9 protein-coding genes are annotated in these 12,065 nt (G+C 64.1%); 2 read left to right on the top strand and 7 right to left on the bottom strand.

The genetic code is table 11. The annotated features are described in order from the left end of the window. On the bottom strand, positions 1-2,002 hold a 2,002-nt coding region (locus tag HP546_RS17410; RefSeq protein ID WP_172227762.1), incomplete at its 3' end, for a glycosyltransferase. Positions 2,003-2,121: 119 nt separating this feature from the next. On the opposite strand from HP546_RS17410, the gene tcdA reads away from it, so the two are divergent. Continuing rightward, the gene (gene tcdA, locus HP546_RS17405; protein WP_172227760.1) at positions 2,122-2,931 is read left to right on the top strand and encodes a tRNA cyclic N6-threonylcarbamoyladenosine(37) synthase TcdA; all 810 of its coding nucleotides are present in this window, start codon (positions 2,122-2,124) and stop codon (positions 2,929-2,931) included. Positions 2,932-2,994: 63 nt separating this feature from the next. Here tcdA and HP546_RS17400 read toward each other — a convergent pair whose 3' ends face one another. From HP546_RS17400 to HP546_RS17385, 4 genes are all read right to left on the bottom strand, one after another. After that, the gene (locus HP546_RS17400; RefSeq protein ID WP_172227758.1) at positions 2,995-3,405 is read right to left on the bottom strand and encodes a SufE family protein; all 411 of its coding nucleotides are present in this window, start codon (positions 3,403-3,405) and stop codon (positions 2,995-2,997) included. Beyond that, positions 3,402-4,607, bottom strand: coding sequence for a cysteine desulfurase (locus tag HP546_RS17395; RefSeq protein WP_172227756.1), 1,206 nt, complete (start codon positions 4,605-4,607; stop codon positions 3,402-3,404). Before HP546_RS17395 ends, HP546_RS17400 begins: the two co-directional genes overlap by 4 nt. Positions 4,608-4,676: 69 nt before the next feature. Continuing rightward, positions 4,677-5,711, bottom strand: coding sequence for a 2,3,4,5-tetrahydropyridine-2,6-dicarboxylate N-succinyltransferase (dapD, locus tag HP546_RS17390; RefSeq protein ID WP_172227754.1), 1,035 nt, complete (start codon positions 5,709-5,711; stop codon positions 4,677-4,679). A gap of 31 nt (positions 5,712-5,742) precedes the next feature. Continuing rightward, positions 5,743-6,090, bottom strand: coding sequence for an ArsC family reductase (locus HP546_RS17385; RefSeq protein ID WP_172227752.1), 348 nt, complete (start codon positions 6,088-6,090; stop codon positions 5,743-5,745). 588 nt (positions 6,091-6,678) lie between these two features. Between HP546_RS17385 and HP546_RS17380 the strand changes: the two genes are divergently transcribed. Next, the gene (locus HP546_RS17380) at positions 6,679-8,325 is read left to right on the top strand and encodes a Na+/H+ antiporter (RefSeq protein WP_172227750.1); all 1,647 of its coding nucleotides are present in this window, start codon (positions 6,679-6,681) and stop codon (positions 8,323-8,325) included. 90 nt (positions 8,326-8,415) lie between these two features. Here HP546_RS17380 and dapC read toward each other — a convergent pair whose 3' ends face one another. Both dapC and HP546_RS17370 read right to left on the bottom strand, forming a co-directional pair. Continuing rightward, positions 8,416-9,612 carry a succinyldiaminopimelate transaminase gene (dapC, locus tag HP546_RS17375; RefSeq protein WP_172227748.1) on the bottom strand — a complete coding sequence of 399 codons (1,197 nt, stop codon included), beginning with the start codon at positions 9,610-9,612 and terminating at the stop codon, positions 8,416-8,418. Positions 9,613-9,642: 30 nt separating this feature from the next. Next, positions 9,643-12,065, bottom strand: a 2,423-nt coding sequence (locus HP546_RS17370) for a [protein-PII] uridylyltransferase (protein WP_172227746.1), incomplete at its 5' end; no start/stop codon positions are given.

The following is a 12,065-nucleotide window of genomic DNA, read 5'->3' as shown; positions in this document are numbered from 1 at the left end:
CGCTGCCCTTGCCGCGCAGCAGGGCGCTGGCGTGGTGCTTGATGATCTGGATGGCGCCGTAGGCCCAGCGGAAGCGCTGCTTCTTGAAGTCGATGAAGGTGTCGGGCATCAGGCCCTTGCCATAGCTGTTATGGGCGTAGGCAGCCGACAGGCCCTTCTCGAACACCCGCAGGCCCAGCTCGGCGTCCTCGCAGATGCACCATTCGGCCCAGCCCAGCTCTTCCAGCACGCTACGCCGGGTCATGGTCATGGTGCCATGCTGGATGATCGCGTCACGGTCGTTGCGGGTGACCATGCCAATGTGGAAGAAGCCTTTGTACTCGCTGTAGCACAGCTTCTTGAAGGCGCTCTCGTGCTGGTCGCGGTAGTCCTGCGGCGACTGCACCACGGCAATTTTCGGGTCGGCGAAGTGCGGCACCATGTGCTTGAGCCAGTTGCGATCGACGCAGTAGTCCGAGTCGATCACCGCAATCACTTCGGCATCCTTGGAGGTATGCGGGATCAGGTAGTTCAGTGCGCCGCCCTTGAAGCCCGCCAAAGGCGCGACATGGAAGAACTTGAAGCGCTCGCCGAGCTTCTCGCAGTGGGCCTTGAGCGGCTCCCACACGGCCGGGTCCTTGGTGTTGTTGTCGATCACCAGCACTTCGTAATCGGGGTAGTCCAGCGCGGCCAGGGCATCGAGGGTCTGCTTGACCATCTCAGGCGGTTCGTTGTAGCACGGCACATGCACCGATACCTTGGGGCGGTAGGCGCTGTCGGCCTGCACGGGCAGGAACTCACGACGTCGCTTGTGGGTCCACACCGCCTCGGCCAGTTCGTGGGCCTCGGTGAGCAGAACGATGAATACCCCCAGCGCGCCCAGGGCCAGCAGCACACCCACAGTCAGGCTGAACCAGGTGCTGTATTGCTGGCTGTAGTCGTAGGCAATCCACACCAGCACCGACCCGCACAGGAAGGTGATGAAGGTCAGGAAGGTGCGACCACGCTGGCGCAGGGCCGAACCGTCGATGAACAGCACCATCAGCGCAATCATCGCCAGCACCACCGAGGCTACCGCCAGGGCACGCCACTGCGGGATTGCCACCACCGGGCCGTCGAAATTGAATTTCTGCTGGCGCTCGGCGTTGTACACGCCCCAGTAGGCGCCTACCGAACCCTCGTCGCTGGCCTTCCACGGCTGGTCATAGGCTTCGATGACGAAGTAGTTGTAGCCGCGGCGGTTGAGGGTGTTGACCAGGGTGCGCAGGTAGATGGCCTGGTCGGCCTGGGTGGCATCGGCGCCACCACGCATGCGGCCGTTGCTCGGCCAGCCGACTTCCGACAGCAGCAGGGGCTTGCGCGGGAACTGGTGCTTCAGCTCTCGCGCCCGGTCGAGGACGAACTCGACCGAGTCTTTCATCGGCACGAATTCCCAGTAGGGCAGGATGTGCGCGGCGATCAGGTCGACGTGCTTGGCCAGTTCGGGGTTTTCCTTCCAGATGTGCCACTGCTCACTGGTGGTCACCGGTACCTTGACGGCTGCGCGCACCCGGTCCAGGTATTTGATCAGGTTTTCCGGTGTCACCTCTTCACGGAACAGCGCCTCGTTGCCCACCACCACCCGCACCACGCTGCGCGAGGTATTGGCCAACTCGATGGCCGTGGCGATTTCGCGTTCGTTGCGCTCCAGGTCCGGGCTGATCCAGATGCCCAGGGTTACCCGCAGGCCGAATTCTTCGGCCAGCCGTGGGATATCCGCCTGTGTCCCCTCCACGGTGTAGATACGCACGCTGTCGGTCAGCTTGCTCAACTGCTCCAGGTCCTGGCGCATCTCGTCGTCATTGGGGTATTGGCCCTTCTGCGGGCTTTCACCCAGGCGGAATGGCGAATACGAGAAGCCAGAGATCTGCTCTGGCCAGGCAGGGGCGGATACCGGGCGGTTGATCAGCGCCCAGAACCCGGTGAACAGCGCGGCAATGGCCAGGACCACGACCAGGTTCAGGCCGAATTTACGTGAAGACATTGTCGTCCATATCTGTCGAAGTGATAGGACATTAAAGCAGGGTTGGTAGGCTCTTTCCTAACGATGCAGGCCAGCGGCCGGCTGGCATATAATGCGCGCCGGTTTTTTGGGGTATGAACATGAGCACAGAAGATCCACGCTTCGCCGGCGTTGCCCGGCTGTATGGCGACCAAGGGCTGCAACGCCTGGGCCAGGCCCACGTGGCCGTGGTCGGGATTGGCGGGGTAGGCTCTTGGGTGGCCGAAGCGCTGGCCCGCAGTGGCGTGGGCGAAATCACCCTGTTCGACCTGGACGATGTCTGCGTCAGTAATACCAACCGCCAGGCCCATGCCCTGGAGGGGCAGGTGGGGCGGCCCAAGGTCGAGGTCATGGCCGAGCGCCTGCGGGGGATCAACCCGGCGTGCACGGTGCATGCGGTGGCCGACTTCGTCACCCGCGACACCATGGTCGAATACATCACCGAGAACCTTGACTGCGTGATCGACTGCATCGACAGCGTCATGGCCAAGGCCGCGCTGATTGCCTGGTGCCGGCGGCGCAAGATCGCCATCGTCACCACCGGTGGCGCTGGCGGGCAGATCGACCCGACGCAGATCCAGATCGCCGACCTGAACAAGACCTTCAACGACCCGCTGGCCTCACGTGTTCGCTCAACGCTGCGTCGCGACTACAATTTTTCGCGTAATGTCAGCCGCAACTACGGCGTACCGTGCGTATTTTCCAGCGAACAGTTGCGCTATCCCAAGGGCGATGGCAGCGTTTGCCTGCAGAAGAGCTTCGTTGGCGAGGGTGTGCGGCTGGACTGTTCAGGTGGCTTTGGCGCAGTGATGATGGTGACCGCGACCTTTGGCATGGTGGCGGCGAGCAAGGCTGTCGAGAAGCTGGTCGCCGGGGCGCGGCGGCCTGTGGAGCGAGTAAAGCCTGAATAAACCGCGCTGCTTCTTCGCGGGTTCATCGAGGCGTCGAACCGTCGCGAAGAAGCCAGCGCCGATTCAATGGTCAGACGCCAACTCCGCCATCCGCTGCAACACCGCATGCAGCCCATTGCTACGCGATGGCGACAGCTGGCGCTCAAGCCCCAGCTCGGTGAACCACCCGCGCAGATCGAGCCCGGCCAGTTCTGCACTGGTCATCCCCTGCACCCGCACCAACAGCAAGGCCAGCAGCCCGCGCAACAAGCGGGCATCGCTGCTGGCCTTGAACCGCCACAGCCCCTCGACCTGCTCGGCCACCAGCCATACCAGGCTTTCGCAGCCATGCACCCGGTTGGCCTCGGTTTTTTCGGCGTCAGCCAGCGGTTGCAGGCGCTCGCCCCACTGCATCAGCAGCCGCGCGCGCTGTTCCCAGCCCTTGCCTTGGGCAAAAGCCTCCAGCGCCTGGCGTGCGTCTTCAGGCAGCCTCATCGCAACAGCTCCAGGCCTTGATCGAGCGCGGCGAAGAAACGCTGCAGGTCATCGCTGTCGCTGTACAAGCCCAGCGATACGCGGATCGCACCTTCCAGCCCCAAGCCTTGTAGCAGCGGCATGGCGCAATGGTGGCCGGCACGCACGGCAATGCCCTGTTCGGTGAGCATGTGGGCGATGTCGGCATTGTGCACACCGTCTATGACGAAGCTGGCCAAGGCCGCCTGCGGGGCGCCGATTACCCGCACGCCCTCGCGATCGGCCAGGCCGCGCAGCAGGTGCTGGTGCAGGCTGGTTTCATGGGCTTCGACTGCCTGGGCATCAAGGCTGGCCAGGTAGTCCAGGGTCGCGCCCAGGCCAATCACCCCGGCGATCGGCGGGGTCCCTGCCTCGAACCCCAGCGGCGCCGGGCGAAAACTGGCGCTCTGGTACTCGGCCAGTTGCACCATTTCGCCGCCGAACTGCCAATGACGCAGCATCGCCAGCGCCTGGCTGCGGCCATACAGTACGCCGACGCCGTCCGGGCCATACAGCTTGTGGCTGGAGAACACATAGAAATCACAGCCCAGTTGCTGAACGTCATGGCGGCCATGCACCACACCCTGGGCGCCGTCGACCACGGTCAGCGCCCCCTGGGCGCGGGCATGGGCCAGCAGCGCCGGCAACGGCTGCCAGGTACCCAGCACGTTGGACAGCTGGCTGATAGCGAGCACCCGGGTGCGCGGGCCGATCAGCTGCAGCGCCTGGTCCAGGTCGATGCGGCCGTGGATATCCAGCGGCAGTACCACCAGGCGCAGGTTGCGCCGGTGCGCCAGCTGTTGCCAGGGCAGCAGGTTGGCATGGTGTTCCAGGGCGCTGACGGCAATTTCGTCGCCGGCCTCGAAGCGGTGCTCCAGGCCGTAGGCCAGCAGGTTCAAGGCCGAGGTGGCGCCGTGAGTGAACACGATCTGCTGTGAGTCAGGCGCATTGAGCCAGGCGGCGACCTTGTCGCGGCTGGTTTCGAAGGCCTGGGTGGCCAGTGCGCCGGGCAAATGCTGGGCACGGTGCACGTTCGCCGCGCCATGGCCGTAGTAATGGCTGAGGGCGTCGAGCAGGGGCTGCGGCTTCTGGGTGGTGGCGGCGCTGTCCAGGTAGGTCTGGTGCTGCCGTTGCAGGGCGGCGATGGCGGGAAAATCGGCACGCCAGGGGGAGGGCTGGAACATGTTAGCGGGGCCTGGAATGAAAAACGGGTCTGGCGTTGTGCCAGACCCGATCTTAACATCCCCAACGACTCAGTTGTGGGCGTGCAGTGCCTCGTTCAGCTCGATGGCCGACTTGTGAGTCTTGCACTCGACCGCGCCGTTCAGCGAGTTTCGGCGGAACAGCAGGTCGGTCTGGCCGGCCAGGTCGCGCGCCTTGACCACTTTGACCAGCTCGTTGTTCTCGTCCAGCAGGTTCACCTTGGTGCCGGCAGTGATGTACAGGCCGGCTTCGACGGTGTTGCGGTCGCCCAGCGGGATACCGATGCCGGCATTGGCGCCGATCAGGCAGCCTTCGCCCACCTTGATGACGATGTTGCCGCCACCGGACAGGGTGCCCATGGTCGAGCAGCCGCCGCCCAGGTCCGAGCCCTTGCCGACGAACACGCCAGCGGAAACGCGGCCTTCGATCATGCCCGGGCCTTCGGTGCCAGCGTTAAAGTTGACGAAGCCTTCGTGCATGATGGTGGTGCCTTCGCCAATGTAGGCGCCCAGGCGCACACGGGCGGTGTCGGCGATGCGCACGCCGGCCGGGACCACGTAGTCGGTCATCTTCGGGAACTTGTCCACCGAGAACACTTCCAGCAGCTCGCCCTTCAGGCGCGCTTCCAGTTGCAGTTCGGCCAGTTCGGCCAGGTCGACCGCGCCCTGGTTGGTCCAGGCCACGTTCGGCAGCAGCGGGAAGATACCGGCCAGGCTCACACCGTGCGGCTTGACCAGGCGGTGCGACAGCAGGTGCAGCTTGAGGTAGGCCTCAGGGGTGGAGCTGAGCGCGGCGTCTTCGGCCAGCAGGGTGGCGACCAGCGGCTTGTGGCTCTCGGCCAGGCGGGTCAGCAGGGCGGCCTGGGTGGCGTCCACGCCCTTCAGGGCTTCGGCCAGCTGCGCGGCCTGGCCATTGGTGAAGGCGATGGCCTGATTGCCGCCTTCATAACCAAGAACAGGGGCTACTGCGGCAACCAGCTCGGCGCTCGGGTTGAGCAGTGGTTGTGCGTAGAATACTTCCAGCCAGGTGCCCTGGCGGTTCTGGGAGCCGACACCGAAGGCCAGGCTGAACAGGGTATTGGACATGTGATTACCTCGTGCGAAATAGGGTAGGGGCTCAGGCCAGGGCAGCGGCGTACAGGTCGGGCTTGAAGCCGACCAGGGTACGCGCGCCAAGGTCGAGCACCGGGCGCTTGATCATCGACGGCTGGGCCAGCATCAACTCGACGGCCTTGGCCTGGTCGAGGTCGGCTTTGCTGGCGTCGTCCAGCTTGCGGAAGGTGGTGCCTGCACGGTTGAGGATGATTTCCCAGCCGTGTTCGTCGCACCAGCGGTTCAGGCTGTCACGGTCGATGCCTTGGGCTTTGTAGTCATGGAATTCGTAGGCGATGGCCTGGTCTTCGAGCCAGGTGCGCGCTTTTTTCATGGTATCGCAGGCTTTGATGCCGTAGAGCGTGTAGGTCATTGTGTGCATTGGGGATACAGGTTGCCCCAATTTCTCCATTTTTCGATTTCAGTCGCGGGATTATGCGGGAACGAAACAGTGAGCGCCACGGGTGTGCTTGCCTTGAGTCTTGCAGTATGTCGGAGATCCAGCGCCGCCCGCGCGGCGCATCGCCGGCAAGCCAGCTCCCACATCTGTTTCGGGCCAAGCACTCCTGCATCCTCCGCACTCGCGCCCTGGGTGCATGCCTGGAGGTTGCAGCAAAGCAGCAGCGCAACCTTCGATAGTGAAGGAAGCAGACAAGGGGGCGCGCGCCAATGCCACAGGTATGATTGGCCCGAAACAGATGTGGGAGCTGGCTTGCCGGCGATGCGCCGCGCGGGCGGCGCTCGATCTCACAGGCGCTGCACACCTCAAGGCATACACCCATGGGCAATACAGCCCGACCCTGCCCAATTACCCAACCGAAGTATCATCATGTTACACATTCATCCAACACCTGCGACTATCGTGCAGCGGTCCCCTATCCCCAGTCCCCGCTAACATATTGTTCCAATGGCGATGTTTCGCCCTGTTGTCGATTCTGGTTCACAAAGGAAGCCTTCCCGGATGCAGTCTGCCTACACCGTCCTGATCCTGCTGACGCTGGTCAGCCTGTCGAAGCTGGTCGGCCGCATGATTCCGCTGCCGTTGCCATTGGTGCAGATCGCCGCCGGCGCCTTGCTCGCATGGCCGACACTGGGCCTGCACGTAGCCCTGGACCCCGAATTGTTCCTGTTCCTGTTCTTGCCACCGCTGCTGTTCGCCGACGGCTGGCGCATTCCCAAACGTGAGTTGTGGCGCATCCGCGGTCCGGTGGTGGCGCTGGCCGTTGGCCTGGTGTTGTTCACCGTGGTCGGGGCCGGCTACTTCATTCACTGGCTGCTGCCGAGCATTCCGCTGCCGGTGGCCTTCGCCCTTGCCGCCGTGCTGTCGCCGACCGATGCCGTGGCGGTTTCGGCCATTGCCCAGGACCGCCTGCCCACCCCGCTGATGCATATGCTGCAGGGCGAGGCCTTGATGAACGACGCCACGGGCCTGGTGACTTTCAAGTTTGCCCTGGCGGCGGCGATTACCGGGGCGTTCTCGCTGGCCGACGCCAGCTTCAGCTTCGTCCTCGTGGCGCTGGGCGGCCTGGCTGTGGGCGTGGCCCTGAGCTGGCTGATCGGCCGTCTGCGCATGTGGATGATCACCCGTGGCTGGGACGACCCGGCCACCCACGTGGTGTTCATGCTGCTGTTGCCGTTTGCCGCCTACGTGCTGGCCGAGCGCCTGGGCGTGTCGGGCATCCTCTCGGCGGTAGCGGCCGGCATGATGCAGAGCTGGCTCGACCTGCTGCCACGGCAGACCAGCACCCGGCTGCTCAACCGCAGCGTCTGGTCGCTGCTGGAGTTTGCCTTCAACGGCCTGATCTTCCTGTTGCTGGGCCTGCAACTGCCGGACATCATCAAGGCCGTGGTCAGCCATGAAGCGACCCTCTGGCCGACACTGGCCTATCGCAGCCTGGACGTGGTGGCGATCTTCGCTGCGCTGATCCTGCTCCGGTTCATCTGGGTGCAGAGCATCTGGCGCGCCATTGGTGTGGTCCGTCGCTGGCGCGGCAAGCCGGCACTGGTGCTGATGCCGACGGCACGCTCGTGCTGGTTGCTGACCCTGGGCGGGGTACGCGGTGCGGTCACTCTGGCCGGTGTGATGTCGATCCCGTTGTTGATAGGGGCGGGCAACGCTTTCCCTGAACGTGACTTGCTGATCTTCATCGCGGCCGGGGTAATCCTGCTGTCGCTGATCAGTGCCTGCATCGCGCTGCCGATCCTGCTGCGTGGGGTGACCCAGAGCCCGGACGAGCGCTTGCAGAAAGAAGTGCAGGAAGCCTGGCGGCGCACCGCCGAGGCGGCGATCCATGCGCTGGAGGCAGAGGATGTGATTGACGCCAATGCCCCGCAGGATGCTGCGCAGGCGACCCTGGCGACCGAGCTGAAGGCACGCTTGATGGCTGAATACCGGGATGAACTGGACAGCTACAACGACAGTGCCGAAGCCAAGGCGCTCGCCGAGCAGATGGATCTGCTGGAGCGTAAGTTGCGCTTGCGGGCACTGAGGGCGCAGCGGTTGGAGCTGTACAACCTGCATCGCCAGCACGAGGTTGGGGATGAAGTGGTGCGGCAGGTGCTGGGTGAGCTGGATATGAGTGAGGCGAACCTGGGGTCAGTCAGGTAGAGCGTAGGGGCCGCAAAGCGGCCCCGGCAATCTTGACTGGCTGGCACAGGGTACTGCGCAGTCCTCAAGAACTATGCAGCCCTTGTTGAATCAGCGGTTCTGCAGGAACGCGCGAATCCGCTCCGCCGCCTCGATGCACTCGGCCAGCGGTGCGACCAGGGCCATCCGCACACGTCCTGCACCCGGGTTCACGCCGTCCACTTCACGCGACAGGTACGAACCCGGCACTACCGTGACATGCTGGGCCTCGAACAGGTCGCGGGTGAAATCGGCATCACAGCCCGGCACCTTGGCCCACAAGTAGAAGCTGCCGTCCGGGCGCTGTACGTCCATTACCGGTTGCAGGATATCCAGCACGGCATCGTACTTGGCGCGGTACTGGTCGCGGTTCTCGCGCACGTGCGCCTCGTCCTGCCAGGCGGCGATGCTGGCCAGCTGGGTTTGCACCGGCATGGCGCAGCCGTGGTAGGTGCGGTACAGCAGGAACGGCTTGATGATCGAGGCGTCGCCGGCGACGAAGCCCGAGCGCAAACCTGGCAGGTTGGAGCGCTTGGACAGGCTGTGGAACACCACGCAACGCTTGAAGTCGCTGCGGCCCAGCTCGGCGCAGGCGCTCAACAGGCCCGGTGGCGGGGCGTCTTCGTCGAAGTACAGCTCGCTGTAGCACTCGTCGGCGGCAATCACGAAGTCGTGTTCGTCAGCCAGGGCAATCAGCTGCTTCAGGGTATCCATTGGCACCAGCGCGCCGGTGGGGTTGCCTGGCGAGCACAGGAACAGGATCTGGCAGCGCTTCCAGACGTCGGCGGGTACGGCGTCGAAGTCGGGGTTGAAGCCGTTGTCTTCCAGGCACGGCAGGTAGTGCGGGGTGGCACCGGCCAGCAGCGCTGCACCTTCGTAGATCTGGTAGAACGGGTTGGGGCTGATGACCAGGCCATCATCGGCGCGGTTGACCACGGCCTGGGTGAAGGCGAACAGCGCTTCACGGGTGCCGTTGACCGGCAGGATATTGCTGTCGGCGTGCAGCCAGCCAGCCGGTACGCCAAAGCGCCGCTCGCACCACTGGCCGATGGCCTGGCGCAGGGCGGGCAGGCCGAGGGTGCTGGGGTACACCGCCAGCTTGTCGAGGTTGTCGGCCATGGCCTGGGCGACGAACGCCGGCGATTCGTGCTTCGGCTCACCGATCGACAGGGCGATGGCGCGTTTGTCCGCCGCAGGCACAACACTGCCCAGCAGGGCGCGGAGCTTCTCGAACGGGTAGGGCTGAAGCTGGGTCAATGCATGGTTCATCGGCGCAAGGTCTCGTCAATCGTCTAGTCGTTAAAAATTCACGCGGGTAGGGCTGGCATCACTGGTCTGGCCGGCCTGCAGCTGCTGGACGATGGCTTCCTGCAGGCGGCTGCACAGTTGTGGGTCGGACAACGGCTGGTTGTCGGCATCGGTGATGAAGAACACGTCTTCGACCCGCTCGCCGAGGGTAGCGATCTTGGCGTTCTGCAGCGACAGGTCAAACTCCAGGAAGATCCGCCCCAGCCGGGCCAGCAGGCCGGGACGGTCGGGCGCGGTGATCTCGAGGATAGTCACCGGGCGCTGGGCATCGTTGAGGATGGTCACCTGCGGCGGGAAGTTGAAGTGCTTGAGCTGGCGCGGCACCCGGCGCTGGATGATGGTCGGGTAGTCCTCGGGGTTGCGCAGCGCTTCGGTCAGGCCGTCGCGAATCTGCCTGACCCGCTGCGGGTTGTCACCGATCGAGCCGCCATCGTTGTCCAGCACGATGTAGGTGTCGAGGGTGAACTGGCTGCTCGAGGTGATGATCCGCGCGTCATGGATGTTCAGGTTCAGCTGCGACATGGCCGCCACCGTCACAGCGAAGAAGTCGTGCTGGTCGGGGGCGTAGATGAAAATCTGCGTGCCACCCTCGAACTCGCGCTGGGTGGTTTCCTTGATCAGCACCAGCGGCCCGCCATCGGCAGGTTGCTGCAGGATCGCGTCGGTGTGCCAGGCCACATCGCCGGCATTGTGCTTGAGGAAGTAGTCATCGCCAAGCTGCGACCACAGCTGCTCGACATCGTCCGGGTCGGTGCCTTCGCGTACCAGGATGTCCAGCGCTGCGGACTGCGTCTGGCGGATTTGTTCTTCGCGATCCAGCGGGTTTTCCAGGCCCCGGCGCAGCGCACGCTTGGTCTCGGAGTACAGCTGGCGCAGCAGGCTGGCCCGCCACGAGTTCCACAGGCTGGGGTTGGTGGCGTTGATGTCGGCCACGGTCAGTACATACAGGTAGTCCAGGCGCGTCTCGTCGCCCACGTGCAGGGCAAAGTCGTTGATCACCTGCGGGTCGGACAAATCTTTGCGCTGGGCGGTGGTGGACATCACCAGGTGGTTCTGCACCAGCCACACGATCAGCCGGCTGTCCCAGGCCGGCAACTGGTGGCGTTCGCAGAATTTCTGCGCATCCACCGCGCCGATTTCCGAGTGGTCGCCCTGGCGACCCTTGCCGATGTCGTGGTACAGCCCGGCCAGATAGATCAGCTCGGGCTTGGGCAGGCGGCCCATCAGCTTGCTGGCCAGCGGGAATTTCTCGGACACCGGCGTGTATTGCAGCTTGCGCAGGTGCTTGATGAGGTTGAGGGTGTGCGCATCGACCGTATAGATGTGGAACAGGTCGTGTTGCATCTGCCCGACGATCAGGCCGAATTCCGGCAGGTAACGGCCAAGGATGCCGTAGCGGTTCATCCGCCGCAGGTTGCGGTGGATGCCGATTTCGCACTTGAACAGCTCGATGAACAGGCTGGTGTTGCGAATATCGGTGCGGAAGGTGTCGTCGATCAGGTGCCGGTGCTCGCGCAGCAGGCGTACGGTGTCGGCGCGCACTCCCTTGATCTCGGGGTGCTGGGCCATCAGCACGAAGATTTCCAGCATGGCGAACGGAGTGCGCTTGAACACGTTCGGCTTGCTGGCTTCTATGTAGCCGTCGTGCAGGCGGAAGCGTGCGTTGAGGGGTTGGGTAGTGCCGCTGTCATCGTCGGCGAGGATGACTTCCTCGAAATGCTGGATGATCAGGTCGCACAACTGGCTGATGCTCATCACCACCCGGTAGTACTGCTGCATGAACTGCTCGATGGCCCGCTTGGGGTTGTCGTCGCTGTAGCCAAGCAGCGCAGCAATGCTGCGCTGGTGGTCGAACAGCAGGCGGTCCTCGGCACGCCCGGCCAGCATGTGCAGGGCGTAGCGCACCTTCCACAAAAAGTCCTGGGACGAGGCCAGCAGTTCGTTCTCGCTCTCCAGCAAGAAGCCTTCGCCGGCCAGTGCGTGCAGGTTCAGGGTGCCGTACTGGCGGCGAGCCACCCACAGCACCGTCTGGATGTCGCGCAGGCCACCGGGCGAACCCTTCACATTCGGCTCGAGGTTGTACTCGGTGTCGTTGTACTTGTGGTGGCGGGCCTTGAGTTCGGCGCGCTTGGCCAGGAAGAAGTCTTTGCTGGGCCACATGTGCACGGTGCTGGTGACTTCGAGCATGCGCTGGCGCAGGGCTTCGGGGCCGGCGATGGTGCGGCTTTCCATCAGGTTGGTGATGACCGTGAGGTCGCGGGCCTGTTCGGCGCACTCGTCGACGGTGCGCACGCTCTGACCCACTTCAAGGCCGATGTCCCACAGCAAGGTGAGAAAACGCTCGATCGCGTCGCGGTACTGTTCGTGCTCGGCCGCACCCAGCAGGATCAGCAGGTCGATGTCCGAATGTGGGT

This window comes from Pseudomonas sp. CM25, assembly GCF_013179705.1.
Lineage (GTDB): Bacteria > Pseudomonadota > Gammaproteobacteria > Pseudomonadales > Pseudomonadaceae > Aquipseudomonas.
Note: the sequence above shows the minus strand (reverse complement) of the source record. Positions and strands in the feature narration are given on the sequence as shown.

What these genes read in the sequence shown, in the direction of transcription:
- tcdA (WP_172227760.1), top strand. Translation starts at nt 2,122, where the DNA reads ATGAGCACAGAAGATCCACGCTTCGCCGGCGTTGCCCGGCTGTATGGC.
- HP546_RS17400 (WP_172227758.1), bottom strand. Translation starts at nt 3,405, where the DNA reads ATGAGGCTGCCTGAAGACGCACGCCAGGCGCTGGAGGCTTTTGCCCAA.
- HP546_RS17395 (WP_172227756.1), bottom strand. Translation starts at nt 4,607, where the DNA reads ATGTTCCAGCCCTCCCCCTGGCGTGCCGATTTTCCCGCCATCGCCGCC.
- dapD (WP_172227754.1), bottom strand. Translation starts at nt 5,711, where the DNA reads ATGTCCAATACCCTGTTCAGCCTGGCCTTCGGTGTCGGCTCCCAGAAC.
- HP546_RS17385 (WP_172227752.1), bottom strand. Translation starts at nt 6,090, where the DNA reads ATGACCTACACGCTCTACGGCATCAAAGCCTGCGATACCATGAAAAAA.
- HP546_RS17380 (WP_172227750.1), top strand. Translation starts at nt 6,679, where the DNA reads ATGCAGTCTGCCTACACCGTCCTGATCCTGCTGACGCTGGTCAGCCTG.
- dapC (WP_172227748.1), bottom strand. Translation starts at nt 9,612, where the DNA reads ATGAACCATGCATTGACCCAGCTTCAGCCCTACCCGTTCGAGAAGCTC.